General features: G+C 54.9%; 20 protein-coding genes, 4 tRNA genes, 3 rRNA genes and 1 riboswitch. Of the genes, 6 read left to right on the top strand and 21 right to left on the bottom strand.

From position 1 onward, the window contains the following. Positions 1 to 18: 18 nt before the first annotated feature. From FA91_RS19615 to FA91_RS21140, 4 genes are all read right to left on the bottom strand, one after another. On the bottom strand, positions 19 to 945 hold the full coding sequence (locus tag FA91_RS19615; RefSeq protein ID WP_034918575.1) for a branched-chain amino acid transaminase: 927 nt from the start codon (positions 943 to 945) through the stop codon (positions 19 to 21). Between the two features lie 18 nt (positions 946 to 963). Then, entirely contained in the window at positions 964 to 1,227 is a 264-nt protein-coding gene (gene ilvM / locus FA91_RS19610; RefSeq protein WP_034918574.1) for an acetolactate synthase 2 small subunit, read from the bottom strand. Further along, positions 1,224 to 2,870: an acetolactate synthase 2 catalytic subunit gene (ilvG, locus tag FA91_RS19605; protein WP_034918573.1), complete on the bottom strand. Its 1,647-nt coding sequence runs from the start codon at positions 2,868 to 2,870 to the stop codon at positions 1,224 to 1,226. The genes ilvM and ilvG overlap by 4 nt, the downstream gene beginning before the upstream one ends. Before the next feature lie 140 nt (positions 2,871 to 3,010). Further along, complete coding sequence (locus FA91_RS21140) at positions 3,011 to 3,109, bottom strand: IlvGEDA operon leader peptide (protein ID WP_152601420.1); 99 nt, start codon at positions 3,107 to 3,109, stop codon at positions 3,011 to 3,013. Positions 3,110 to 3,440: 331 nt separating this feature from the next. Here FA91_RS21140 and FA91_RS19600 point away from each other — a divergent pair, with 331 nt between their 5' ends. Then, positions 3,441 to 4,961, top strand: a complete 1,521-nt coding sequence (locus FA91_RS19600) for a YifB family Mg chelatase-like AAA ATPase (protein WP_034918572.1) — start codon at positions 3,441 to 3,443, stop codon at positions 4,959 to 4,961. A 24-nt stretch (positions 4,962 to 4,985) separates the two neighbouring features. Here the strand turns inward: FA91_RS19600 and FA91_RS19595 are convergent, their stop codons facing one another. Then, positions 4,986 to 5,324 (bottom strand): DUF413 domain-containing protein, encoded by a 339-nt coding sequence (locus tag FA91_RS19595; RefSeq protein WP_034918571.1) that lies wholly within the window; start codon positions 5,322 to 5,324, stop codon positions 4,986 to 4,988. Between the two features lie 121 nt (positions 5,325 to 5,445). On the opposite strand from FA91_RS19595, the gene hdfR reads away from it, so the two are divergent. After that, positions 5,446 to 6,267, top strand: coding sequence for an HTH-type transcriptional regulator HdfR (gene hdfR, locus FA91_RS19590; RefSeq protein WP_034918570.1), 822 nt, complete (start codon positions 5,446 to 5,448; stop codon positions 6,265 to 6,267). A gap of 114 nt (positions 6,268 to 6,381) precedes the next feature. Here the strand turns inward: hdfR and FA91_RS19585 are convergent. From FA91_RS19585 to btuB, 9 genes are all read right to left on the bottom strand, one after another. After that, positions 6,382 to 6,457: transfer RNA gene (locus FA91_RS19585), tRNA-Trp, on the bottom strand. 8 nt (positions 6,458 to 6,465) lie between these two features. Then, positions 6,466 to 6,542 (bottom strand) — tRNA-Asp (locus FA91_RS19580). Between the two features lie 101 nt (positions 6,543 to 6,643). Then, positions 6,644 to 6,759: ribosomal RNA gene (gene rrf / locus FA91_RS19575) — 5S ribosomal RNA — on the bottom strand. A 76-nt stretch (positions 6,760 to 6,835) separates the two neighbouring features. Next, positions 6,836 to 9,742: ribosomal RNA gene (locus FA91_RS19570) — 23S ribosomal RNA — on the bottom strand. 196 nt (positions 9,743 to 9,938) lie between these two features. After that, positions 9,939 to 10,014: transfer RNA gene (locus FA91_RS19565), tRNA-Ala, on the bottom strand. Between the two features lie 149 nt (positions 10,015 to 10,163). Next, positions 10,164 to 10,240 (bottom strand) — tRNA-Ile (locus FA91_RS19560). A gap of 73 nt (positions 10,241 to 10,313) precedes the next feature. Further along, positions 10,314 to 11,855, bottom strand: a 16S ribosomal RNA gene (locus FA91_RS19555). The 16S, 23S and 5S rRNA genes sit together here with 4 tRNA genes alongside, the layout of an rRNA operon. A 355-nt stretch (positions 11,856 to 12,210) precedes the next feature. Further along, complete coding sequence (gene murI, locus FA91_RS19550; protein ID WP_034918569.1) at positions 12,211 to 13,077, bottom strand: glutamate racemase; 867 nt, start codon at positions 13,075 to 13,077, stop codon at positions 12,211 to 12,213. Further along, positions 13,022 to 14,887, bottom strand: coding sequence for a TonB-dependent vitamin B12 receptor BtuB (gene btuB / locus FA91_RS19545; RefSeq protein ID WP_034919596.1), 1,866 nt, complete (start codon positions 14,885 to 14,887; stop codon positions 13,022 to 13,024). The genes murI and btuB overlap by 56 nt, the downstream gene beginning before the upstream one ends. A gap of 70 nt (positions 14,888 to 14,957) precedes the next feature. Further along, positions 14,958 to 15,137: riboswitch (cobalamin riboswitch) on the bottom strand. Positions 15,138 to 15,253: 116 nt separating this feature from the next. On the opposite strand from btuB, the gene trmA reads away from it, so the two are divergent. Next, entirely contained in the window at positions 15,254 to 16,357 is a 1,104-nt protein-coding gene (gene trmA, locus FA91_RS19540; RefSeq protein WP_034918568.1) for a tRNA (uridine(54)-C5)-methyltransferase TrmA, read from the top strand. A gap of 4 nt (positions 16,358 to 16,361) precedes the next feature. Here the strand turns inward: trmA and FA91_RS19535 are convergent, their stop codons facing one another. Together FA91_RS19535 and fabR are read right to left on the bottom strand one after the other, a co-directional pair. Continuing rightward, on the bottom strand, positions 16,362 to 16,715 hold the full coding sequence (locus FA91_RS19535) for a YijD family membrane protein (protein WP_034918566.1): 354 nt from the start codon (positions 16,713 to 16,715) through the stop codon (positions 16,362 to 16,364). Positions 16,716 to 16,726: 11 nt separating this feature from the next. Next, positions 16,727 to 17,368, bottom strand: coding sequence for an HTH-type transcriptional repressor FabR (gene fabR / locus FA91_RS19530; protein WP_034918563.1), 642 nt, complete (start codon positions 17,366 to 17,368; stop codon positions 16,727 to 16,729). A 192-nt stretch (positions 17,369 to 17,560) separates the two neighbouring features. Between fabR and sthA the strand changes: the two genes are divergently transcribed. Beyond that, positions 17,561 to 18,961 carry a Si-specific NAD(P)(+) transhydrogenase gene (sthA, locus tag FA91_RS19525; RefSeq protein ID WP_034918561.1) on the top strand — a complete coding sequence of 467 codons (1,401 nt, stop codon included), beginning with the start codon at positions 17,561 to 17,563 and terminating at the stop codon, positions 18,959 to 18,961. Here the strand turns inward: sthA and oxyR are convergent. Continuing rightward, positions 18,935 to 19,855 (bottom strand): DNA-binding transcriptional regulator OxyR, encoded by a 921-nt coding sequence (gene oxyR / locus FA91_RS19520; RefSeq protein ID WP_034918559.1) that lies wholly within the window; start codon positions 19,853 to 19,855, stop codon positions 18,935 to 18,937. The genes sthA and oxyR overlap by 27 nt on opposite strands. A 133-nt stretch (positions 19,856 to 19,988) precedes the next feature. On the opposite strand from oxyR, the gene FA91_RS19515 reads away from it, so the two are divergent. Continuing rightward, on the top strand, positions 19,989 to 20,720 hold the full coding sequence (locus tag FA91_RS19515; protein WP_034918557.1) for a glutathione peroxidase: 732 nt from the start codon (positions 19,989 to 19,991) through the stop codon (positions 20,718 to 20,720). Positions 20,721 to 20,754: 34 nt separating this feature from the next. Here the strand turns inward: FA91_RS19515 and argH are convergent, their stop codons facing one another. The 4 genes from argH to argC form a co-directional block, all read right to left on the bottom strand. Further along, positions 20,755 to 22,131 (bottom strand): argininosuccinate lyase, encoded by a 1,377-nt coding sequence (argH, locus tag FA91_RS19510; RefSeq protein WP_034918554.1) that lies wholly within the window; start codon positions 22,129 to 22,131, stop codon positions 20,755 to 20,757. Positions 22,132 to 22,198: 67 nt separating this feature from the next. Further along, positions 22,199 to 23,413, bottom strand: coding sequence for an argininosuccinate synthase (locus FA91_RS19505; RefSeq protein ID WP_034918552.1), 1,215 nt, complete (start codon positions 23,411 to 23,413; stop codon positions 22,199 to 22,201). A gap of 20 nt (positions 23,414 to 23,433) precedes the next feature. Beyond that, positions 23,434 to 24,210, bottom strand: coding sequence for an acetylglutamate kinase (argB, locus tag FA91_RS19500; RefSeq protein WP_034918551.1), 777 nt, complete (start codon positions 24,208 to 24,210; stop codon positions 23,434 to 23,436). A 15-nt stretch (positions 24,211 to 24,225) separates the two neighbouring features. Next, a complete protein-coding gene (argC, locus tag FA91_RS19495) occupies positions 24,226 to 25,230 on the bottom strand; it encodes an N-acetyl-gamma-glutamyl-phosphate reductase (RefSeq protein WP_034919595.1) in 1,005 nt (334 codons plus the stop codon). Positions 25,231 to 25,403: 173 nt separating this feature from the next. On the opposite strand from argC, the gene argE reads away from it, so the two are divergent. Next, on the top strand, positions 25,404 to 26,555 hold the full coding sequence (gene argE, locus FA91_RS19490; RefSeq protein WP_034918548.1) for an acetylornithine deacetylase: 1,152 nt from the start codon (positions 25,404 to 25,406) through the stop codon (positions 26,553 to 26,555). Positions 26,556 to 26,711: the final 156 nt, after the last annotated feature.

Raw genomic sequence — 26,711 nt, 5'->3', positions numbered from 1 at the left:
CGCATTTAATGCGTTTTGTTATGGGTTGACCGGATCCAGCCAGCCCCATTTGTCTTCGGTTTCGCCGGTAAACAGGCCAAAGAAGGCCGACTGAATGCGCGCCGTAACCGGGCCACGTTTGCCTTCGCCGACCTGGATGCCATCCACGCTACGCACCGGCGTGATTTCCGCAGCGGTGCCCGACATAAAGACCTCATCCGCCAGGTAGAGCGATTCACGCGACAGCACCTGCTCACGAACTTCAATGCCCAGATCCTGCGCCAGCTTGATAATCGCGTCGCGGGTAATGCCCGGCAGCGCCGAGGAGGTGAACGGCGGCGTAAACAGGATGCCGTCTTTTACTTCAAACAGGTTCTCGCCTGCGCCCTCGGAAATATAGCCCTGCGTATCCAGCGCGATACCTTCCTGATAGCCATGACGACGTGCTTCGCTACCCACCAGCAGGGAAGAGAGATAGTTACCGCCCGCTTTTGCGGCAGTAGGCAGCGTGTTGGGCGCAACGCGGTTCCACGATGACACCATGGCGTCGATGCCCTGCTCCAGCGCTTCCGCACCCAGATAGGCGCCCCACGGGAACGCGGCGATAATCACGTCGGTACTGTAGCCATCCGGCGGATTCACGCCCAGACCCACATCACCAACAAAAATCAGCGGACGAATGTAAGCGCTTTTCAGGTTATTGACGCGCAGCACCTCGCGGCACGCTTCCATCAGCTGATCAACGCTCTGGGTGACGGGGAAGCGATAGATTTTTGCCGAGTCGCGCAGGCGCTGCATGTGTTCACGATGGCGGAAGACGACCGGACCGATGTGTGATTCATAGCAGCGAACGCCTTCAAACACCGACGTACCGTAATGCAATGCGTGGGACATGACGCTGACCTTCGCCTCTTCCCACTTAACCATCTCGCCATTGAACCAGATAAAGTCAGCTTTCTTCGTCATTCTTATTTCCTTTCGCGCTCAGGCGCGGATTTGTTGTGTTGTCTGTTGTTGGTGTTGGATCTGTACGCAAGCGACATCCATCAGTTTGCTTAATTGTGTTGACAGTAAATCGACAGAGCGCTGACTGGCAACGGTCATTTCAATATTAATGTTTTCCGTGTTCAGCCCGGATGCCATGTTCATGTTGCAGATCTGGAAACCGCGATGACGGACGACGCGTAAAATACGCTCCAGTATTTCGGGGCGGAACCGTGCTTCGATAGACAATTGATGCTGCGTCATAAAATTTTCTCCATCATGTTTTCGTTGCTGGCGCCAGGCGGCACCAGGGGCCAGACGTTCTCAAGCTCATCAATAGCGACGTGGAGCAGATACGGCCCTTCACTGTTTAGCAAAGCGTCTAATGCAGCGTCGACCTGGTCTTTTCGGGTGATGCGTTGACCAGGAATATCAAATGCGCTGGCCAGGGTAAGGAAATCGGGGTTATCAGAGAGGTTTGTTTCGCTGTAGCGCTCGGAGAAGAACAGCTGCTGCCATTGGCGCACCATACCCAGGCGCTGGTTGTCTATCAGCACGATTTTCACCGGCAGATTTTTGCGCTTAATGGTGCCCAGCTCCTGAATATTCATCATAAATGAACCGTCGCCAGAAACGCAGATCACCGTATCCTGCGGGCGGGCGACCTGTGCGCCTATCGCAACCGGCAGGCCAAAACCCATGGTGCCCAGTCCGCTGGAGGTAATGAAATTTTCGGGACGAGTGAAGTCCATATGTTGCGCCGTCCACATCTGATGCTGCCCTACATCCGTCGTGACAATCGCGTTTTCCGGTTTGCGCGCCGATAACTGTTTTAAAAACAGCGGGGCGTAGATCGCTTCGCCTGGATGATCATAGCGCCACGGATGCGCAGCTTTCAGCGCCTGCACCTCTTCACGCCAGGCGCCGATGTCGGCGGGATGATGCAGATCGGCCAGCATTTTGTTCATATCGCCGCGCAGTGAAATATGCGCCCGGCGGAGTTTGTTCAACTCGGCGGGATCGATGTCCATATGAATGACGATCGCGTTGGACGCGAATGCGTTTAACTTACCGGTTACGCGGTCGTCGAAGCGGGCGCCGACGGCAATCAGCAGGTCGCACTGCTGAACGGCAATGTTCGCCGCTTTGGTGCCGTGCATGCCCAACATGCCCAGATAGCAAGGATCCGCCGGATCGGGCGCGCCCAGGCCTTTCAGTGTTGCGACGCTGGGGATACCGCTGGTCAGGGCAAATGCGCGAAGCGCATCAACCGCGCCCGCCATGCCCACACCGCCGCCCACATAAAGCATGGGTTTCTTCGCCTGAGCAAGGAGCAATCGCGCCTCTTCGATCGCCTGATGCGGGTAAGCTTCTTCGTCTTCTACCGGCAGCAAATGGGCATTCAGCTCGCCGTTTGCCAGCTGAATGTCCTTTGGAATATCAATCAGTACCGGGCCCGGACGACCCGTCGTCGCGATGGCAAAGGCTTCAGCCATGATTTCCGGCAGTTCGTCCAGCGTTTCAACCAGAAAGCTGTGCTTTGTACAGGCCAAAGAGAGGCCAAGTACGTCTATTTCCTGGAAGGCATCGGTACCGATTAAGCCAGAGGCCACCTGCCCGGTGATGGCAACCACCGGCACTGAATCCATCATGGCATCAGCCAGCCCGGTGATCAGGTTGGTTGCGCCAGGGCCGGAGGTGGCGATGCAGACGCCTACTTTTCCGGTCGAACGCGCATAGCCTATCGCGCCCATCGCGGCGCCCTGCTCATGTCGACACAACAGATGTTCCACGCCGCCGTCGTAGAGCGCGTCATAAACCGGCATGATTGCGCCGCCCGGATAGCCGAAAACAGTTTCGACGCCCTGCGCGCGCAACGCCTGAACCACCCATTGAGCCCCATTCATAGTTATTCCTCCGCTCCGTTACTGGAACTACAGCATTTTATTCTACTGTTCATTTTATGTTCCTGTGACATGTCTCATATGGCAAAAAAAAACCCCCGGACCTGTCGGTGCGGGGGTTCTTTCGAAATCAGGCTTGATTTTTAAGCCTTTCTTCCTCCGAGCGTAGCCCCGCACGGCGTGATAATAATCACGACGACGTTAATGACGACAAGGCTTAGGACGCTTAGAAGGGCTTTCATTTAGATTCTTTTCTTTCACTCGTTCGAAGTAATGCCTACAGAGTTATCACAGTTAGCGCAGATGATTCAACATTTTTTTATCTTTTTATTTTTCCACACGCTTATCTGTCATTGATAAATTCCTTTTCATTCAGGCAATAAGCTTACTAAAGTCTCTGAATGTCTGCGTGACAGAAAAAACGGGAACAGTGGAATTTTCGGGCGGCCTCTGAAAAATTTGTCGCACGATGTATGCCGTGAAAAAAATGTTCGAACGCCTTTCAGAAAGGTAATTTTGTGGCTCGTACCGCTTCCCTTGTTTGTTCACACTGGCGAACAACAAGGAGAATTTATGTCGTTGGCCATTGCATACACCCGGGCTGCCATTGGTATTGAAGCGCCGCTGGTATCAATTGAGGTCCATTTGAGTAACGGGCTTCCGGCGCTTACCCTGGTAGGTTTACCTGAAACAACGGTTAAAGAGGCGAGGGAGCGGGTGCGCAGCGCACTCATTAACTGTGGTTTTACCTTCCCGGCAAAGCGTATTACCGTTAACCTCGCGCCAGCCGATCTGCCTAAAGAGGGCGGAAGATACGATCTTCCTATTGCAATCGCTATTCTGGCCGCCTCAGAGCAGATACCAGCCGACAAACTGGGCCATTATGAATTCCTGGGAGAGCTGGCATTGACGGGCGCTCTGCGTGGCGTACAGGGCGCGATCCCGGCAGCGATGGCGGCGGCGGCGGTTCATCGCCAGCTCGTTCTCTCTGCTGATAATCTGAGTGAGGTCGGGCTCATCAAAAATGGTGGTTGCCTCACCGGCACGCATCTGCTTGAGATATGCGCTTTTTTACATGGTAAAACATCGCTGGAGGCAGCTCACTATTCTCAGGAAGAGATACAACAACAGCGGGGCGATTTACAGGATATTATTGGCCAGCAACAGGCTAAAAGAGCGCTGGAAATTACCGCAGCGGGTGGTCACAACCTTCTCCTCATCGGCCCACCTGGAACGGGTAAAACAATGTTAGCGAACCGGCTTGTCGGGCTGATGCCGCCCCTCAGCGACGGCGAAGCCCTTGAGAGCGCGGCAATCACCAGCCTGTTAAGTGGCAGCGAAATGAAGAAGCAGTGGCGTCAGCGGCCCTTCCGTGCGCCCCACCACTCTTCTTCGCGCTATGCCCTGGTCGGCGGCGGTTCTCTGCCTAAACCGGGTGAAATTTCTCTGGCTCACAATGGCGTGCTTTTTCTGGACGAACTACCGGAGTTTGATCGTAAAACGCTGGAGGCGCTGAGAGAGCCTCTCGAATCAGGAGAGATTTGTATTTCTCGCGCTCGCGCTAAGGTCATCTATCCCGCGCGCTTTCAGCTTGTGGCAGCGATGAATCCCAGCCCGACCGGCCACTATAGCGGCTCACATAACCGCACATCGCCAGAGCAGACGCTGCGTTATCTTAGCCGTTTGTCTGGCCCTTTCCTGGATCGTTTTGATCTATCTATGGAGGTGCCACTTCTTCCACCGGGAACGCTGAGCAGTGAACATAAGCCGTCTGAAAATAGTGAGGCGGTTCGCCATCGGGTACTGGCGGCGCGGGAACGCCAGCTTAAACGCAGCGGGAAAATTAACGCGGCGCTTAATCCTTCAGAGATCCAGGACGTTTGCCACATCAACCATGCTGATGCCATTTGGTTGGAGGAGGTACTCAACCAGCTTGGGCTTTCGGTTCGCGCATGGCAACGTATACTGAAAGTTGCCAGAACCATTGCCGATTTGGCCGGCGAGAAAACGTTAATGCGACAGCATCTTCAGGAAGCGATAAGCTACCGGGGCATCGACAGATTACTCATTCATTTGCATAAAACCCTGACGTAAAAAAGGGCCCTCAGGCCCTTTCTCTTAATCGTCACTATCTGAATAGTCTTCCACACCTTCCATCTGTGGTTTTCCCCCGGAGAGGGTATGAAAACGTTTTGGACGTTTAATGCGCGTCATGTATTTTGACCAAACCCGCTCTGCTTCTGTGTTAGGCTCGCGGATACCGCGGCATACTTCGATAAACAGACGCTCTTCTTCCGTTGACGGCGCACGCTTTTCAAGATCCAACTCGTTAAAAGCGTAACCATAACGCTCAAGAAGTTGGGCTTCTTTTATGGTGAAGTCACCGTGACGTGAGAACCCGCGCGGGTAATGTTTGTTATCAAAAAAACGATTAGTTGTTGCGAAGCTTTCCGCCATCTTACACGCTCCTGACTCTTCTATGGTCGTGCTATTTATCGCGCGGAGTATTAGATACGCTTGACAGAGTGTAAAACAAAACATTTAAATCATAACGACAAATGATTTTTTGGAGATAGACGTGGATACGGAATTACTTAAAACCTTTCTTGAAGTGAGCAGGACCCGCCATTTTGGGCGTGCCGCTGAAGCGCTCTATCTCACTCAGTCTGCCGTAAGTTTTCGAATCAGGCAGTTGGAAAACCAGCTTGGCGTTAACCTTTTCACGCGCCACCGTAATAATATCCGGCTTACTTCAGCGGGCGAACGCCTTCTTCCTTATGCTGAAAGTTTGATGAGCACCTGGATGATGGCAAAAAAAGAAGTATCACATACTCAGCAGCATCATGAGTTATCCATTGGAGCCAGCGCCTCGCTTTGGGAAGCCTATCTTACACCGTGGCTTCAAACGCTTTATGAGAACAGAGAAAGTCTCCATCTTGAAGCGCGTGTTGCGCAACGGCATTTATTGGTTAAGCAGCTTCATGAACGGCAGTTAGATTTGTTGATCACCACTGAAGCGCCCAAAATGGATGAGCTGACAAGCCAGCAGATTGGTCATATTTCTTTGATGCTGTTTCGTTCGCAGAGGCTGGATAAACGCGAAAAATATGACTACATCAAGCTGGAATGGGGAGCCGATTTTCATCAACATGAAAGTTATCTGGCAGGCGCTGACGACGTGCCTGTCTTAACCACCACGTCGGCGCATTTGACGCGACAGCTTTTGCATACCACCGGCGCCTGCGCATTTCTGCCGGACGTCTGGCATAACGAATACCCGGACTTAACTGTCATTCCGGATACGCCTGTTGCTATGCGGCCACTTTATGCGGTTTGGTTGCAAAACAGCGATCAGCAGGCCTATATACGCCAGCTATTGAAGTTTCCAGTCAACGTATAACAGGTTCAGCTGTGGGAATAATGATCGGTTTACCGGTCATTATTTGAAAGAATAAGCGTGTGTGGCTGAATTAAGATCAAAAAAAATCCTTTGCCGGAGCAAAGGATTATTATCTGGCAGGGGCGGAGGGACTCGAACCCCCAACACCCGGTTTTGGAGACCGGTGCTCTACCAATTGAACTACGCCCCTAAATAGGGTGGCGGAACGGACGGGGCTCGAACCCGCGACCCCCTGCGTGACAGGCAGGTATTCTAACCAACTGAACTACCGCTCCACCGATTCTGGACTGAATTCAGAATGTTGCTTCTGATATCAGGTATGTCGCCCTTTCCGCGTCACCGGAGAGGTCACGGTTCGTATGAACCTTAATATGATGCCTGGCAGTTCCCTACTCTCACATGGGGAGACCCCACACTACCATCGGCGCTACGGCGTTTCACTTCTGAGTTCGGCATGGGGTCAGGTGGGACCACCGCGCTAGAGCCGCCAGGCAAATTCTGTTATCCGGAACATCCGCTGAAAATTCTTCTTCGTCTCTCAATACCACCAGAACGCTTCTGGCGTTGTAAGGTTAAGCCTCTCGGGTCATTAGTACCGGTCAGCTCAACGCATCGCTGCGCTTACACATCCGGCCTATCAACGTCGTCGTCTTCAACGTCCCTTCAGGAGTCGCAAGGACTCAGGGAGAACTCATCTCGAGGCTGGTTTCGCGCTTAGATGCTTTCAGCGCTTATCCGTTCCGCACTTAGCTACCGGGCAGTGCCATTGGCATGACAACCCGTACACCAGTGGTGCGTTCACTCCGGTCCTCTCGTACTGGGAGCAAACCCTCTCAATTCTCCAGCGCCCACGGCAGATAGGGACCGAACTGTCTCACGACGTTCTAAACCCAGCTCGCGTACCACTTTAAACGGCGAACAGCCGTACCCTTGGGACCTGCTACAGCCCCAGGATGTGATGAGCCGACATCGAGGTGCCAAACACCGCCGTCGATATGAACTCTTGGGCGGTATCAGCCTGTTATCCCCGGAGTACCTTTTATCCGTTGAGCGATGGCCCTTCCATTCAGAACCACCGGATCACTAAGACCTGCTTTCGCACCTGCTCGAGCCGTCACTCTCGCAGTCAAACTGGCTTATGCCTTTGCACTAACCTCACGATGTCCGACCGTGATTAGCCAATCTTCGTGCTCCTCCGTTACGCTTTGGGAGGAGACCGCCCCAGTCAAACTACCCACCAGACACTGTCCCCGCGCCGGATCACGGCGCAAGGTTAGAACACCAAACATTAAAGGGTGGTATTTCAAGGATGGCTCCGCGCAGACTGGCGTCCACGCTTCAAAGCCTCCCACCTATCCTGCACATCAAGGCTCAGTGTTCAGTGTCAAGCTGTAGTAAAGGTTCACGGGGTCTTTCCGTCTTGCCGCGGGTACACTGCATCTTCACAGCGAGTTCAATTTCACTGAGTCCCGGGTGGAGACAGCCTGGCCATCATTACGCCATTCGTGCAGGTCGGAACTTACCCGACAAGGAATTTCGCTACCTTAGGACCGTTATAGTTACGGCCGCCGTTTACCGGGGCTTCGATCAAAAGCTTCTCCTTACGGATAACCTCATCAATTAACCTTCCGGCACCGGGCAGGCGTCACACCGTATACGTCCACTTTCGTGTTTGCACAGTGCTGTGTTTTTAATAAACAGTTGCAGCCAGCTGGTATCTTCGACTGGCTTCAGCTCCGTCAGCAAGTGACTTCACCTACGCACCAGCGTGCCTTCTCCCGAAGTTACGGCACCATTTTGCCTAGTTCCTTCACCCGGGTTCTCTCAAGCGCCTTGGTATTCTCTACCTGACCACCTGTGTCGGTTTGGGGTACGATTCTGTGTTACCTGATGCTTAGAGGCTTTTCCTGGAAGCAGGGCATTTGTTGCTTCAGCACCGTGGTGCCTCGTCATCACGCCTCAGTGTAAAGTGAACCGGATTTGCCTGGAACACACACCTACACGCTTAAACCGGGACTACCGTCGCCCGGCCAACATAGCCTTCTCCGTCCCCCCTTCGCAGTAACACCGAGTACAGGAATATTAACCTGTTTCCCATCGACTACGCCTTTCGGCCTCGCCTTAGGGGTCGACTCACCCTGCCCCGATTAACGTTGGACAGGAACCCTTGGTCTTCCGGCGAGCGGGCTTTTCACCCGCTTTATCGTTACTTATGTCAGCATTCGCACTTCTGATACCTCCAGCAGACCTCACAGTCCACCTTCGACGGCTTACAGAACGCTCCCCTACCCAACAACGCATTCGCGTCGCTGCCGCAGCTTCGGTGCATGGTTTAGCCCCGTTACATCTTCCGCGCAGGCCGACTCGACCAGTGAGCTATTACGCTTTCTTTAAATGATGGCTGCTTCTAAGCCAACATCCTGGCTGTCTGGGCCTTCCCACATCGTTTCCCACTTAACCATGACTTTGGGACCTTAGCTGGCGGTCTGGGTTGTTTCCCTCTTCACGACGGACGTTAGCACCCGCCGTGTGTCTCCCGTGATAACATTCTCCGGTATTCGCAGTTTGCATCGGGTTGGTAAGCCGGGATGGCCCCCTAGCCGAAACAGTGCTCTACCCCCGGAGATGAGTTCACGAGGCGCTACCTAAATAGCTTTCGGGGAGAACCAGCTATCTCCCGGTTTGATTGGCCTTTCACCCCCAGCCACAGGTCATCCGCTGATTTTTCAACATCAGTCGGTTCGGTCCTCCAGTTAGTGTTACCCAACCTTCAACCTGCCCATGGCTAGATCACCGGGTTTCGGGTCTGTACCCTGCAACTTAACGCCCGGTTAAGACTCGGTTTCCCTTCGGCTCCCCTATACGGTTAACCTTGCTACAGAATACAAGTCGCTGACCCATTATACAAAAGGTACGCAGTCACCCCATAAATGAGGCTCCCACTGCTTGTACGTACACGGTTTCAGGTTCTGTTTCACTCCCCTCGCCGGGGTTCTTTTCGCCTTTCCCTCACGGTACTGGTTCACTATCGGTCAGTCAGGAGTATTTAGCCTTGGAGGATGGTCCCCCCATATTCAGACAGGATACCACGTGTCCCGCCCTACTCTTCGAACTCACAACGGCTGCATCTTCGTGTACGGGACTTTCACCCTGTATCGTGCGACTTTCCAGACGCTTCCACTGACGCAACCGCTGATGATGGTTCCGGGCTCCTCCCCGTTCGCTCGCCGCTACTGGGGGAATCTCGGTTGATTTCTTTTCCTCGGGGTACTTAGATGTTTCAGTTCCCCCGGTTCGCCTCGCAACACTATGTATTCATGTTGCGATGATGCAACGGATTGCACCGGGTTTCCCCATTCGGGTATCGTCGGGTATAACGGTTCATATCACCTTACCGACGCTTATCGCAGATTAGCACGCCCTTCATCGCCTCTGACTGCCAGGGCATCCACCGTGTACGCTTCGTCACTTAACCTCACAACCCACAAGCGTCCCGGAGGACACATGCTGTTGCAGGCATTTGAGAGACCCGACCATAGTGTTTGCGCCACTCTATACGCAGAGTGACCCACTATGTCGTTTTCAAATTTTCAGCTTGTTCCGGATTGTTAAAGAGCAAATACTTCACAGCACACCGTTACCGGTACGCTCTGAAGTGATTTCAGACTGCATGGTGGAGCTAAGCGGGATCGAACCGCTGACCTCCTGCGTGCAAGGCAGGCGCTCTCCCAGCTGAGCTATAGCCCCATACAGTGTGCAGAGACCTTTACTACCACTCAACCGAGTCACGTCTTTTCCCTGCGGAAAACACGTTAATTTCTTCTCAGGCAAGGCATGCGGAAGGGAAGTTTACTTACGTAAACGACCGCGCGCATAACGCCGCATGAGGTGAAATTTGGTAGGCCTGAGTGGACTTGAACCACCGACCTCACCCTTATCAGGGGTGCGCTCTAACCACCTGAGCTACAAGCCTGTAGAGGTTTTTTCTGCTCATTACTTCTATCAGACAATCTGTTGTGGACACTGCGCAAAAAAGTATCTTCTGGTAAGGAGGTGATCCAACCGCAGGTTCCCCTACGGTTACCTTGTTACGACTTCACCCCAGTCATGAATCACAAAGTGGTAAGCGCCCTCCCGAAGGTTAAGCTACCTACTTCTTTTGCAACCCACTCCCATGGTGTGACGGGCGGTGTGTACAAGGCCCGGGAACGTATTCACCGTGGCATTCTGATCCACGATTACTAGCGATTCCGACTTCACGGAGTCGGGTTGCAGACTCCGATCCGGACTACGACGCACTTTATGAGGTCCGCTTGCTCTCGCGAGGTCGCTTCTCTTTGTATGCGCCATTGTAGCACGTGTGTAGCCCTGGTCGTAAGGGCCATGATGACTTGACGTCATCCCCACCTTCCTCCGGTTTATCACCGGCAGTCTCCTTTGAGTTCCCGACCGAATCGCTGGCAACAAAGGATAAGGGTTGCGCTCGTTGCGGGACTTAACCCAACATTTCACAACACGAGCTGACGACAGCCATGCAGCACCTGTCTCACGGCTCCCGAAGGCACTCAGGCATCTCTGCCCGATTCCGTGGATGTCAAGACCAGGTAAGGTTCTTCGCGTTGCATCGAATTAAACCACATGCTCCACCGCTTGTGCGGGCCCCCGTCAATTCATTTGAGTTTTAACCTTGCGGCCGTACTCCCCAGGCGGTCGATTTAACGCGTTAGCTACGGAAGCCACGAGTCAAGCTCACAGCCTCCAAATCGACATCGTTTACGGCGTGGACTACCAGGGTATCTAATCCTGTTTGCTCCCCACGCTTTCGCACCTGAGCGTCAGTCTTCGTCCAGGGGGCCGCCTTCGCCACCGGTATTCCTCCAGATCTCTACGCATTTCACCGCTACACCTGGAATTCCACCCCCCTCTACGAGACTCAAGCCTGCCAGTTTCAAATGCAGTTCCCGGGTTGAGCCCGGGGATTTCACATCTGACTTAACAGACCGCCTGCGTGCGCTTTACGCCCAGTAATTCCGATTAACGCTTGCACCCTCCGTATTACCGCGGCTGCTGGCACGGAGTTAGCCGGTGCTTCTTCTGCGGGTAACGTCAATGTGAAAAGTTATTCGCTCTCCACCCTTCCTCCCCGCTGAAAGTACTTTACAACCCGAAGGCCTTCTTCATACACGCGGCATGGCTGCATCAGGCTTGCGCCCATTGTGCAATATTCCCCACTGCTGCCTCCCGTAGGAGTCTGGACCGTGTCTCAGTTCCAGTGTGGCTGGTCATCCTCTCAGACCAGCTAGGGATCGTCGCCCTGGTGAGCCGTTACCTCACCAGCTGGCTAATCCCATCTGGGTTCATCCGGTAGTGTGAGGCCCGAAGGTCCCCCACTTTGCTCTTGCGAGATTATGCGGTATTAGCCACCGTTTCCAGTGGTTATCCCCCTCTACCGGGCAGATCCCCAGACATTACTCACCCGTCCGCCACTCGTCACCCGAGGAGCAAGCTCCTCTGTGCTACCGTTCGACTTGCATGTGTTAGGCCTGCCGCCAGCGTTCAATCTGAGCCATGATCAAACTCTTCAATTAAAGTCTGATTTGCCATCACGTGGATGGCGGTGCTCTGTGAATTAAAACGTCGTAATGAATTACGTGTTCACTCAACAAAGACTTGATATTTCGTTTGCCCGAAGGCTGTGATATCAATCCTGCGAGTGCCCACACAGATTGTCTGATAAATTGTTAAAGAGCAGTGCCACATATCTCGTGTGGCGCGGGGTGCAGATAATACGCTTTCCCGCTGAAGAGTCAAGAGTTTTTTCTCTTTTCTCTTCCTGAACCGGCGACCGTCAGGCCGTTGTTCCGTGTCAGTGGTGGCGCATTATAGGGACTTCCCTGCGGCAGACAAGCGCAATTTGCAAAAAAATGTCTGACCGGCCATTTTTTACCCATTTCCGCCCTGAAGAGACAGCTTTTCAAGCCTTACAAAGCCGTAGCGCTGTAATACGGGTAATAATCGCGCTGTATGCTCAGTAATATCCATACAGAAAGCAACACTGTCATCGGCGGAGCAAGCATCCGGCGAGGCATTTTCTAATAGCCAGGCCGTTCTTCGGGCGATTGCTGCGCCGGAGTCCACCAGGCGCGTGCCTTCAGGCAACACCTGAAGAAGCTCTTCATTCAATAATGGAAAATGCGTACAGCCTAAAACAACCGTATCCGGCGGCTCTTTCATTCGCAGCCAGGGTTGCAGAATGCGCCGAACGCTTTCGAGAGGCACCGTTTCACCATGCAGTTTCGCTTCTGCCAGTTCGACCAGTTCTGCGGAACCGAGCATCTCGGTTTTGCATTCGCTGGCAAAGCGTGCCACCAGCTCATGCGTATAAGGGCGTTTCACCGTTCCACGGGTTGCCAACAGACCGACAACGCCGTTCCTCGTCAGACGCGCGGCAGGTTTAATCGCCGGCACCACGCCCACAACGGGAAATTCGAAACGCTGGCGTAGCGCAGGGAGCGTCACGGTGCTGGCCGAGTTGCAGGCGATTACCACCAGCGCCAACGGATAACGCTTGCTGGCGGCGTCAACAATTTCAAGAACGCGTTCAATGATAAAGGCTTCTGATTTCTCGCCATACGGAAAGGCGACATTATCAAATACGTAGAGATAATGAAGATCCGGTAATAGCTGCCGGATCTCATCATAGACAGAGAGCCCACCAACGCCGGAATCAAAAACCAGCACCGTTGGGCGTTTTTCAGAAGGTATAGCTGCCGGTAAGGTAATACTCTCGTCCCGCAGTTTGATAGCCATAAACTGTCTCGTAATCTTTATCGAACAGGTTGGCGATTCTACCACGAACGATCAGTTGAGACGTGACCGGATATGAAACGGCGAGATCCCACAGGTTCACGCCGCCGAGCTTAACGATATCACCGTCAGGATTTTGCGCGTATTGCCGATCGTAGCGCTGCCCTGAATAGTGATAGCTGACTGCCCAGTCGAACTCATAAAGCGTCCAGTCCAACTGATATTTCACCTGCTGCTTAGCACGGCGAAGGAGGATTTCATCTGTTTCAGCATTACGCGCATCAATGTAGTCATAAGAGAGCTGATGCGTTACCGGCCCGGTATCAAAAGAGGCGGTTGCTTCAAGCCCCTTGATTGCAGCCTTATTAACATTGAAATAATTATTTGTTGCCGAATTATAATCAATCAGGCTGTCGATGAGGTTTTTGTAGCCGGAGAGATGCCAGCTGACAGGCCCCGTAAGCCCTTCAACGCCCGCTTCCCACTGCTTGCTCTCTTCAGGATTGAGATCGCTGTTGCCGCCAAAAGAACCATAGAGCTGGCCGAGCGTTGGCGCTTTAAAGGCGGTGCCGTAACTGGCGAGCAGCCGATAGCCTTCAACAAATTCCCAGGCAGCGCTGGTTTGCCAGGTTTCATGCCAGCCGAATTCAGAATGGTCATCGCCGCGAAGAGCGCCTTCGAGCGTAACCGTTCCTGCTTTTTGCTGGGCAGTAGCATAAAGTCCGGTGTTGGTAACCTGGCGGCTGTCATTCACATAGGCCGTGCCGGGTTCGATGGTTTGTTTCTGCCAGTCAACACCGCCGCTTACGCTGCCGTTGCCGATGGCAACATTGTTGCCCCATTGCAAATTATACTGTTGAGAATCATCCAGCGAGGCGGAAGAGGCGTAACGCCCCAAATCCGGGCTGTAATTATAATCTTTCGCATGACTGTAGCTGGCAACAAGCCGGGAAGAGTAATCGCCATTATTGTATTTCAGCCCGCTGTCCCACGTCTGGCTGTAAAGCTGTCGCGTATCCACAAACGTATCGGGCTGAACATAGGTCGGGCTGCCGTCATAGGCCGTACGGTTATCAAATCCATAACCACGAACAAAACCGCTGAATTCGTCATTAAACTGCTGCTCGATAGCGCCATAGACCGTCTTGCTCATGAAACCGTCCCGGTCTTTCTGTGGCGTATCGCCAAAGGCGTCGGGGTAATTCGCCACCACGTCAAACCCTTTGGTATAGGTGTAGTTTCCGGCCAGCGTTACGCGCGTGTCGTTGCCGGGCATTTGCTGCGTGGAACCGTCGTAGGACTGATAGCCGTTAGAGCCCGTACCTGCCGAGAGCGTCGTACCAGGCTTATCGCGACCGGTTATAATATTCACCACGCCGCCGATCGCATCCGAACCGTACACCGCAGACCGCGCGCCGCGCACGTACTCGATACGCTGCACAAGAGAAATGGGGATCTGGCTGAGGTCGGAAGAGCCGCTGATGCCTGCCTGATTCAGGCGCACGCCATCGACCAGCACCAGCACGTGGCGGGATTCTGTACCGCGAATGAACAGCGAACTTTGCTGTCCCAGCCCGCCATTCTGTGCGATATCGACGCCGGGCAGGCGACGCATCACGTCCGCCACGCTTTTTGACTGCCAGCGGTCAATCTCTTCACGCGTAACGACGGAAGTGGGCGCCAGCACGGAAGAAACCGGTTCGGCGAAACGGCTGGCGGTGGTGACCAGCGTTTCCTGCGCGAAGCCGTTTTGCGCCCAGAGGGAAATCGCCGTTGCGCCAAATGCCAACAGCGTGGTGTTATTCTTTTTCATTGTGACAAAGCATCCAAAAAATCGTGCAGGATGCCGCAGGCATACGATCAATAGCACGCGATAATCATATGAAGTGCGACGTAACGCCGGCAGGTCTTCGGGCTCGGAATCATAAATGGTGAAGACTTCCCGTCGAAAGACAGTGTCTGCATCAGCAATCACCACGACATTCCCTACCGCTGCGCGTCAGCTCCAGCTTTGCACTGGATTCCCTTTTAACTCGTAAAAGGCCGGCAGCGCATCTTATGTTCAAAACAGCGGAAAATCCAGACATCGGAGGCGGGCTGTACATGGACAACGCTGGACATTGCCCGATGAATCCCTACAATCGCCGGGCAATAAAGCCGCAACCCATCAGGACAGAAAATGACCCCCGAAAAGCTGCCGACAGAACGCTACGATGCCCAACTTGAAGAGAAAGTTGTCCGGCTGAAAACGCTGATGACGCCTTTCACCGCGCAAAACGTCGAGGTTTTTCGTTCGCCGGACAGTCACTACCGGATGCGCGCCGAGTTCCGCCTCTGGCACGATGGAGACGATCTTTATCACATCATCTTTGACCAGCAGACCCGTCAGCGTATTCGGGTAGACCGCTTTCCCGCCGCCAGCCGGTTGATCAACGATCTGATGCCGCAGATGATCGCAGCGCTGCGTGATGAGCCGGTTCTGCGCCACAAGCTTTTCCAGCTTGACTATCTCTCTACCATGAGCAATCAAATTCTCGTATCGATGCTCTATCACCGGGCGCTGACCGACGAGTGGCGCCAGGCGGCAACGCAGTTGCGGGATACGCTGCGTGCGCAGGGCTTCGACGTCCATTTAATTGGCCGCGCCACCAAAACCAAAATCTGCCTCGACAGGGATTTCGTTGACGAGCGCCTGCCGGTTGCCGGGAAAGAGATGGTCTATCGTCAAATAGAGAACAGTTTTACGCAGCCTAACGCAGCGGTAAATATCCAGATGCTGGAGTGGGCGCTGGACGTGACAAAAGACGCCAACGGCGATCTCCTTGAGCTTTACTGCGGCAACGGTAACTTTTCGCTGGCGCTGGCGCGCAACTTCCGGCGAGTGCTGGCCACGGAGATCGCCAAGCCGTCGGTGGCCTCGGCGCAATATAATATTGCGGTCAATAATATCGACAACGTGCAGATTATTCGCATGGCGGCGGAAGAGTTTACGCAGGCGATGAATGGCGTACGCTCGTTCAACCGTCTGGAGGGCATCGATCTCAGCAGCTATCAGTGCGAAACGATTTTTGTCGATCCGCCGCGCAGCGGGCTGGATGAGGAAACGGTGAAAATGGTACAGGCGTATCCACGCATCCTGTATATCTCCTGCAACCCGGAAACGCTGTGCGCCAATCTGGAAACGCTCGCCGCCACGCACGAGGTAACGCGTCTGGCGCTGTTCGATCAGTTCCCCTACACGCACCATATGGAGTGTGGCGTGCTGCTGACGCGGAAAAGCTGACGTTTTATTCGCCTCTGCGCGACCTGATCCTGAGGCCAATCCAGAAAACCAGCGCCACCATCAGGGTCGTCGGCACGAAATTGGAGCCGATTTGCGGATACTCCGCCCGCACCACGGCGCTGTAGAGCAGGATGCCCAGCAGGAAAAACGCCGCCGCCAGCGACGGCATGCCGTTGGGCATTGAGCGATTAAGATAGCGCTGATGGAGGCACCAGGCCGACAGACCCAGCGCAATAAGCGGAAACACGGAGAACGGCACCCAGGCACTGAACAGCACGGAAAATGTGCCATTAACCGACAGGCCGACCAGAAAAGACAGCAGCAGCGTCCCTCTGTCACGATTTGGGGCTAAACTCATGTCTCTGTCCTTTAGTCATGGGATTCCAGCGTGACCGCCAGCCTCTCCTGTTCACGTCGATACCAGTAATATGCGCCTTTGGAAATCATCCTGAGCTGCAATACCAGCCGCTCTTCCAACTGACGGCGCTGAGCGGCGTCAATATCAAGCGCCTCTGCGCCAGCGTTAAACACAATGATCACCATCGCTTCGGCCTGCGCTTCCGTAAAGCTGCGCGGCATCCGGTTTTCAATTTCCAGATAGTCTGCCAGTTCAGCAATAAAGTGTTGAATTTCACGGGCAACCGCCGCACGAAACGCCGCCGAAGTACCTGAGCGTTCGCGCAGCAACAGGCGGAACGCATTGGGATTATCGCCGATAAATTCCATAAACGTGGCGACAGAGGTGCGAATAACGCTGCCGCCTTTGGCGATACGCTGGCGTGCCTGGCGCATCAGTTGACGAAGCATCAGGCCGCTTTCGTCTACCATTGTCAGACCTAATTCATCAACATCGCGAAAGTGACGGTAAAATGAGGTTGGCGCAATCCCGGCTTCACGCGCCACCTCGCGCAGGCTGAGACTGGCGAAACTTCGCTCAGCGCTGAGCTGACTGAATGCGGCCTCAATCAGCGTACGCCGAGTTCGTTCTTTTTGCTGCGCTCTGACGCCCATTATTCTGCCTGTTATTGCTTTCATCCAGGCACTATAACAAAAATTTCAGCGAACAGCGGTATCACTTTGTGAGCCCCTGTTAACCTTTTTTTCTGAACAATTAATGGCAAAAAAAGGCGATTGAATTGGGAAGTGGTCAAGGAGATGTTAGAATCTCGTTGAAAATTTGTATAAGAACCAGGACGCATGAGTATGTCAAACTCTTATGATTACGACGCCATTGTGATCGGTTCCGGTCCCGGCGGCGAAGGTGCGGCAATGGGCCTGCTGAAACAAGGCGCGCGCATCGCTGTCATTGAGCGTTATCACAACATCGGCGGCGGTTGTACCCATTGGGGAACCATCCCCTCCAAGGCGCTACGCCACGCCGTCAGCCGTATTATCGAATTTAACCAGAATCCACTCTACAGCGATCACAGCCGCCTTCTACGCTCTTCCTTTGCCGATATTCTGACCCACACTGAAAATGTCATCAGCCAGCAAACCCGGATGCGTCAGGGTTTTTATGAACGCAACCGCTGTGCGCTCTATCAGGGCGACGCACGCTTTCTGGACGCGAACACGCTGGAAATTAAAGCGCATGACGGCTCTGTCGAACGCCTGACCGCCGGGAAATTTGTTATTGCCTGCGGCTCGCGGCCTTATCGTCCGCCGGAAGTGGACTTCACGCATTCGCGCATTTACGACAGCGACTCCATTCTCGATCTTCATCACGAACCCAGCCACGTAATTATTTACGGCGCCGGCGTGATCGGCTGCGAATATGCGTCGATTTTTCGCGGACTGGGGGTCAAAGTTGACCTGATCAACACGCGCGACCATCTGTTGGCCTTTCTCGATCAGGAGATTTCGGACTCGCTCTCTTATCACTTCTGGAACAACGGCGTGGTCATCCGCCATAACGAAGAGTTTGAGAAAATCGAAGGCGTCAGCGACGGCGTGATCGTGCATTTGAAGTCGGGTAAAAAAGTCAAAGCCGACTGCCTGCTCTATGCCAACGGACGCACCGGCAACACCGACTCGCTCTCGCTGGAAAATGTGGGTCTGGAAGCCGACGGCCGCGGTCTGCTCAAGGTGAACAGCATGTACCAGACGGCGCAGCCGCATATTTATGCGGTAGGCGACGTCATTGGTTACCCGAGCCTGGCGTCAGCCGCCTACGATCAGGGACGCCTCGCCGCACAGGCATTGATCAAAGGCGAAGCCAACGCGCATCTGATTGAAGACATTCCTACCGGGATTTACACCATTCCTGAAATCAGCTCCGTCGGCAAAACCGAACAGCAGCTGACGGCGATGAAAGTGCCGTATGAAGTGGGTCGCGCGCAGTTCAAGCATCTGGCGCGCGCGCAGATCATCGGTATGAACGTGGGCAGCCTGAAAATCCTTTTCCACCGTGAAACCAAAGAGATCCTCGGCATTCACTGCTTTGGCGAACACGCGGCGGAGATCGTGCACATCGGCCAGGCCATCATGGAGCAGAAAAACGGTGGCAACACGATCGAATACTTCGTTAATACCACCTTCAATTATCCCACCATGGCCGAAGCCTATCGCGTGGCGGCGTTAAACGGTCTGAACCGGCTGTTTTAACGCCATGCTATCCTGCATGTGCTGGCGAATTGCCTCTGCCAGCTGCTCATAGCGGCTGCGCAGTGGCGAACCGGGACGATAGACCAGCGCGATAGTGCGCTGTGGCTCCGGCTTGTGACACGTAAGGTAACAAACGCCATCGCGTACGCGCTCCTTCGGCACCGCCAGGGCGGGCAGTAGCGTAATGCCGCTGCCTGCGGCAACCATATTGCGCAGCGTCTCCAGGCTGGTGGCGCGGAAGTGTTTGTCTTCGTCGGCGCCCGCCTGAAAACAAAAGCCCATCGCCTGATCGCGCAGGCAGTGCCCGTCCTCCAGCATCAGCAGTTTTTCGCCAGCCAGATCGGCCATCGGCACACGGTCGCGATCGTGCCATGGGTGGTCCTGATAGATCGCCAGCCTCATCGGTTCATCAAACAGCGGCACTTCGATAAACGCCTCTGACTCTTTAACCAGCGCCAGAATGGCACAGTCGAGTTTGCCACTGTCGAGCTGCGCCAGAAGCTGCTGCGTTTGCGCTTCATGCAGATACATCTCGAGCCTGGGAAAGGTTTTGTGCAGCATGGGCACAATCTGCGGCAGCAAATAGGGGCCGACGGTGGGGATCAGGCCGATATGCAGCGGGCCGGACATCTCTTCACCCTGTTGGCTGGCCATCTCTTTCAGCACCTTCACCTCGCGTAATACGGTGCGGGCCTGATCCACCAGCAATAAACCGGCCTGGGTAAACAGCACCTTACGGCTGGTACGTTCCAACAGCATGACGCCCAGTTCATCTTCCAGCTTACGAATCTGCCCGCTCAGCGTTGGCTGACTGACGTGACAGGCATCCGCCGCACGGCGGAAATGGCGGAATTCCGCCAGCGCTACAAGGTATTCCAGATCGCGAATGTTCATCTTATCCTCCGAGCCACGATAGTCCGTAGCGATAAATAGGATAGCAACCAACGATTATCCCTATCAAGCGCGGGCCTGAATAATGTTCCACAGAAATCGAACGACTCCTTTTACACCATCATTCAGAGGTTCTATGTTTGCAACTCAGGAAGGTAAATCAGTACCACAGGTTATTTTTCATACGCGTCAGGGCGACCGGTGGATTGATGTGAGCACGGACGAGCTGTTCAAAGACAAAACGGTTATCGTCTTCTCGTTACCCGGCGCCTTTACGCCCACCTGCTCGTCAAGCCACCTGCCGCGTTATAACGAACTGGCGGGCGTTTTCCAGAAGCACGGCGTGGACAGCATTCTGTGCGTGTCAGTGAATGACACCTTCGTGATGAACGCCTGGAAAGCCGATCAGCATGCGGAGCACATCACCTTCATTCCTGATGGCAACGGCGACTTTACGCGCGGCATGAACATGCTGGTTGAAAAAGCCGATTTGGGCTTTGGTCCACGCTCATGGCGTTACTCCATGCTGGTACGCAACGGCGTGGTAGAAAAGATGTTTGTTGAGCCGAACAAGCCGGGCGACCCGTTTGAAGTGTCAGATGCGGATACCATGCTGCGCTATCTGGCGCCTGAATTTAAGGTGCAGGAGTCCGTTTCGCTGTTTACCAAGCCGGGCTGCTCGTTCTGCGCCAAAGCCAAGCAGATGCTGCACGATCGCGGTATTCAGTATGAAGAGATTGTGCTTGGTCAGGATGCCACTACCGTCAGTCTGCGCGCCGTTACCGGCCGTTCCACCGTGCCGCAGGTTTACATTGGCGGACGTCATATCGGCGGCAGCGACGATTTAGAACAGTTTTTCATGGCGTAAACGTGAAAAGGCCAGCAGCGCTGGCCTCTCGTTATTATTTGCCCAGCCGTTGCGTCGCATTCCCGATCGCCCCGGCAACCTGCTGAGGCGAAACGCCGCCTTTTGCGTTCCGTTTCTCCAGGCAGGACTGCAACGACAGAATCGCATACACATCATCACCGATCACGCTGCTATAGCGCTGTAATTCGCCGAGCGGCAACGCTTCAAGCGCCACGCCCTGCGCGATTGCCGCGACCACCACTTCCCCCACGATATGATGCGCCTCGCGGAACGGCACGCCCTTCGCCACCAGATAGTCGGCCAGTTCGGTCGCGTTCGCGTAGCCCTGCTCTGCCGCTTCCTGACAGCGTGGGCGCATCACCTGAATGCCGTCCAGCACCAGCGCCGCCATATGCAGGCAGTCGGACCAGGTATCCAGCGCGTCAAACAGCCCTTCTTTGTCTTCCTGCATGTCTTTGTTATAGGCCAGCGGCAATCCCTTCAGCGTCATGGTCATCGCCGTCAGCGCGCCCTGCACGCGGCCGCATTTACCGCGGATCAGCTCCAGCGCATCCGGGTTTTTCTTCTGCGGCATCAGCGAAGAGCCGGAGGTAACCTTGTCAGACAGCTCAACAAATCCCGCCTCGCCGGTATTGAAGAAAATCAGATCTTCAGCAAAACGCGACAGATGCACCATGCCGATGGACGCATCGGAAAGCAGTTCCAGTACGTGATCGCGGTCAGAAACGGTATCCAGGCTGTTGCGCGTCGCGGAGGTGAAGCCTAACCAGCCCGCCAGCTGCTCGCGGTCAATCTCATAGGCCGTTCCCGCCAGCGCGCCGCAGCCCAGCGGGCTGACGTCCAGTCGCTTCAGCGTATCTTCGAGCCGACTCTCATCGCGTGCCAGCATCTCAACGTAGGCCAGGCACCAGTGCGCAAACGTCACCGGTTGCGCGCGCTGAAGATGCGTGTAGCCAGGCATTACCGCGTCCTGATTCGCTGTGGCGGTGGCGACCAGCGCCTGCTGCAACTGGCGGATGGCGATCAGCAATTCGCCGACTTGTGCCTTGCACCAGAGCTTCAGATCGGTGGCGACCTGATCGTTACGGCTGCGCCCGGTATGCAGTTTTTTACCCAGCGCGCCCACTTTGTCGATCAACCGGCCTTCCACGTAGCTGTGAATATCTTCAGCATCGCTTTCGAGGATCTGCTGCGGGTTGGCGCGCACCTCTTCCAGCAGCGTATTCAGCGCGCTTTCCAACTGCTGCTGCTCTTCCGTGGTCAACACATTAACGGTTACCAGCGCTTTGGACCAGGCAACGGACCCGACAATATCCTGCTCCGCCAGGCGATAGTCGAAGCGCAGCGAGTCGTTAAACAGTTTAAAACGCTGGTCTGCGGCCTGAGTAAAACGTCCACCCCAAAGTGCCATGTCAGTGCTCCCTAAAATTTTAATGATGACGCGTGAACAGGGCGGAAGTGCGCCGCCCCGTACGATTTTATTTCTTTTCGTTCAGCGCACGGATGCGTGAAGAGAGCGAGAACAGACGGATAAAGCCGCCCGCGTGACGATGATCGTAGACTTCATCTTCGCCAAAGGTCGCGAACTCTTCGGAGTAGAGGCTGTTCGCGGAGCGTTTTTCAATCGCCGTCGCCTGGCCTTTATAGAGTTGCAGCACCACCTCGCCGTTTACCTCTTCCGCCAGCGATTCGGCGGCGGCCTGGATGGATTTACGCAGCGGCGCGAACCAGCGGCCGTCGTAAACCACATAGGACATTTCGTGGCCCAGCTGTTCGCGCCATTTGAAGCTGTCGCGATCGAGCACCAGCTGCTCTACCGCCCGCAGCGCATTGACCATAATAGTGCCGCCGGGCGTTTCATAACAGCCGCGCGACTTAATGCCGACCAGACGGTTTTCAACAATATCAATACGACCGACGCCGTGCTTCGCGCCCAGCACGTTAAGCTTTTCCAGACACTGGAACGGGCTTAACGTTTCGCCGTTCACCGCCACCACGCGCCCTTTTTCTACGCGCACGGTGACCTGTTCTGGCTGGTCTGGCGCTTCCAGCGGATCGATGGTCCAGACCCAGCAATCCTTGTTCGGCGCATTTGACGGGCTTTCCAGCACGCCGCCTTCGGTGGAGATATGCCAGGCGTTTTCATCACGGCTGTAGATTTTCTCCAGCGACGCGGTGGTCGGGATGTTACGCGCTTTCAGGTAATCCAGCAGCGCCTCGCGCGAACGCAGATCCCATTCGCGCCACGGTGCAACGACTTTCAGCTGTGGCGCCAGCGCGGTATAGGTGGTTTCGAAACGCACCTGGTCGTTCCCTTTGCCGGTTGCGCCGTGGCACAGCGCATCCGCGCCCACTTTAAGCGCCAGTTCGACCTGCGCTTTGGCGATAATCGGACGCGCCATTGAGGTGCCCAGCAGATAGGTGCCTTCGTACAGCGCGCCGGTTTGCAGAACGGGGTAAACGTAGTCGCTGATAAATTCTTCACGCAGATCGACCACGTGGCACTCTGATGCGCCGGACTGCAACGCTTTTTGCTCAACGCCTTCCAGATCGCCGCGCTCCTGGCCGATATCGGCAACGAACGCAACCACTTCACAGCCGCCATAGTTTTCTTTCAGCCAGGGAATAATGGCCGAGGTATCCAGGCCGCCGGAGTAGGCCAGAACGATCTTTTTAATGCTCTTGTCTTGCATAATCTTTTCCTTGAATACGGTTAAGCGAGGATACGGGTGCCAATGGACACGCCGTTAAAAAGAGTGGGTAGCTGTTCGGCATGGCGCCAGCTGGCGATATCAACCGGGCGGCCCAGCGTGCGGGCGGCGTCCAGCGCGGCATTCACTTTCACAATCATGCCGTCGGTGATGATGCCCTGCGCAATAAGCTGCTCTGCCCTGGCGGCGGTCATCTCTTCAATGCGCTGGCCTTTGCCATCCAGAATACCGCTGACGTCCGACAGCAGGATCAGATCCGCGCCCAACGTGGAAGCCAGCGCGGTGGCGGCCTGATCGGCGTTAACGTTCATCAGCTTACCGTCTTCGGTAATGCCGATAGAGCTGATCACCGGCAGAAAACCGCCGTTGAGCAGCGTGTTCAGCAGTTTTGGCGAACCGGGCGTGGCGTTGCCGACGTGGCCCAGCTCTTCATCAAACTGCGCGACGTTAACGCTGCCGCCGTCGCCCAGGCAGAGGCCGACCGCTTCAAGACCGTGTTTTTTCGACCAGGCCAGCAGGGTTTTGTTCGCTGTGCCCGCCAGCGCGCCGGTAATGATATCGATTTGATCCGCAGGCGTGACCCGCAGGCCGTTTTTCTTTTTCACCGGCAGCGCGAGCTTCTTCATCAGCTCATCCACCAGGTAACCGCCGCCGTGAACGATTAACAACGGGCGCTGATGCGATTCGCGCCAGCTTGCCAGCGCGGTAAACAACTTTTCCAGCGCTTCTTCGCTGTCCAGCAGCACGCCGCCGAGTTTGATAATTAATGGATTGGTCATGGTCTTACTCGCTGATTAAATAAGTGACTGCGTTTCAGGAAAACCGAAACGAATATTCAGACACTGCACGGCCTGCGTTGAGGCGCCCTTTAGCAGGTTATCTTCCGCTGACACCACGATCAGGTGTTCGCCCTGCACGGCAAAACCGATATCGCAGAACGGCAGGCCCGCCACGGCCTTAATGGACGGCACGCCTTTATCGTACAGGCGCACCAGCGGCTTATCGTGATAGGCATTGTGAAACGCTTCCGCCACGTCCTCGCGGGTGATTCCCGCCTTCAGACGGCAGGTGGTGGTCGCCAGAATGCCGCGCGGGAAGTTGCCCAGATGCGGGGTGAAGATCACCGGAATGCCCAGATGTGCGGTAATTTCAGGATGATGACGATGGTTGAAGATGCCGTAAGGTTGCAGGCTGACTTCGCAAAAGCTGGTGGTCACCGAGGCCTTGCGGCCCGCGCCGCTGACGCCGCTGGTGGCGTTGATCACCGGCCACTGCGCGTCATTCAGCAGTCCTGCCTGCACCAGCGGTTTCAGGGCCAGCTGCGCGGCGGTGGGATAGCAGCCCGGCACGGCGATCAGCCGGGCCTCTTTGATTTTTTCCTGCTGCCACTCGGCAAGGCCATATACCGCTTTGTCCAGCCAGTCCGGGTGCTGATGCGGGAAGCCATAAAAATCAGTATAAAAATCGGGATTGTTTACGCGGAACGCGCCGGACAGATCGAATACCACGCAGCCTGCGGCCAGAAAGGCGGGCGCGAGATCGTGACTCACCTCATGCGCGGTCGCCAGAAACACCACGTCAACGTTGCCAGCGAAATCCGCCGCGCTGCTGAGCGGCTGCAACGGCAGATCGATGATGCCCTTCAACTGCGGATGGAGATCGGAAAGCAATTTTCCTGCATCGGGGCTTTGCGCTGAAACCGCTAAAGCGGTTATGTTCACTTCAGGGTGACGATTCAGACAGGTCGCGAGTTCAACGCCAGCGTAGCCGCTGGCACCAACGATCAGCGTATTCAACATCAGACTGACACCTTTTTGGTCACGAATTTCCGGCTGGCAGCAGCTGCCTGCCGGGCGATCGGCGCGCGATCTGCTGGAAAAATTACCGGTTTCCAACCGTACGCCATTAATGTATTTTTATTCACTATTAATGCATGAATATTGATACTATCCTAACGCAAGGACTGTCAACAGTGAAGACAAAATTACCCCCTTTTATCGAGCTTTATCGTGAGTTGATTGCCACGCCATCCATCAGCGCAACCGATAGCGCCATCGATCAGAGTAATGAGAATTTAATCAGTTTGCTGGCCGGCTGGTTCCGCGATCTCGGCTTCAGCGTTGAGGTACAGCCCGTTCCCGGCACGCGTCACAAATTTAACATGCTGGCGAAGACCGGCAGCGGCACGGGTGGCCTGCTGCTGGCGGGCCATACCGACACCGTGCCGTTCGACGACGGCCGCTGGACACGCGATCCCTTCACCCTGACCGAGCACGACAACAAGCTTTATGGCCTGGGCACCGCCGACATGAAAGGCTTCTTCGCTTTTATTGTAGATACTCTGCGCGACGTGGACGTGACAACACTGTCGAAACCGCTCTACATCCTGGCGACGGCCGATGAAGAAACGTCGATGGCGGGTGCGAAGTACTTCTCGGAAAACACCGCCATTCGGCCTGACTGCGCCATTATTGGCGAGCCAACGTCGCTGAAACCGGTGCGCGCGCACAAAGGTCATCTCTCCCATGCCGTTCGTATTCAGGGGCAGTCCGGCCACTCCAGCGATCCGGCGCGCGGCGTCAACGCCATTGAGTTAATGCATGAATCCATTACGCAGTTGATGGCGCTGCGCAACACGTTGAAAACGCGCTATCGCCATGATGGCTTTGTTATCCCCTATCCGACCATGAATTTCGGTCATATCAACGGCGGCGACGCGGCGAACCGCATCTGCGCCTGCTGCGAACTGCATATGGATATTCGCCCGTTGCCGGGCCTGACGCTGAGCGAACTGGACGGGTTATTGAATGAGGCGCTGGCGCCCGTCAGCGAACGCTGGCCGGGACGTCTGACCGTGAGCGAGCTGCATCCGCCGATCCCCGGCTACGAATGTCCGCCCGATCATCAGCTGGTTCAGGTGGTAGAAAAACTGCTGGGAACGGAGACCGAAGTGGTGAATTACTGCACCGAAGCGCCGTTTATCCAGACGCTTTGCCCGACGCTGGTCCTTGGCCCCGGCTCTATCGATCAGGCGCATCAACCTGACGAATATCTCGACACTGCTTTTATCAAGCCTACGCGCGCGCTGATCGCGCAGGTGGTGCACCATTTCTGCCACCATTAATGATGACGCCGGGCAATTAACGGTTAAAACAGCAGGTTGTTCTGTAATTTCAGTCCGCCGCCGATAAGAATAACTTATTGCAAGTTCTTGTAATTAAATTTCATAAATTACCGTTACTTAGCCCTTTTGAAAGTAAAGTTTAAGTCAATTGACGAA

It is taken from the genome of Erwinia sp. 9145 (assembly GCF_000745075.1).
Classification (GTDB): Bacteria; Pseudomonadota; Gammaproteobacteria; order Enterobacterales; family Enterobacteriaceae; genus Erwinia; species Erwinia oleae.
The sequence above is the reverse complement of the archived record's forward strand: the minus strand, read 5'-3'. Positions and strand labels throughout refer to the sequence as shown.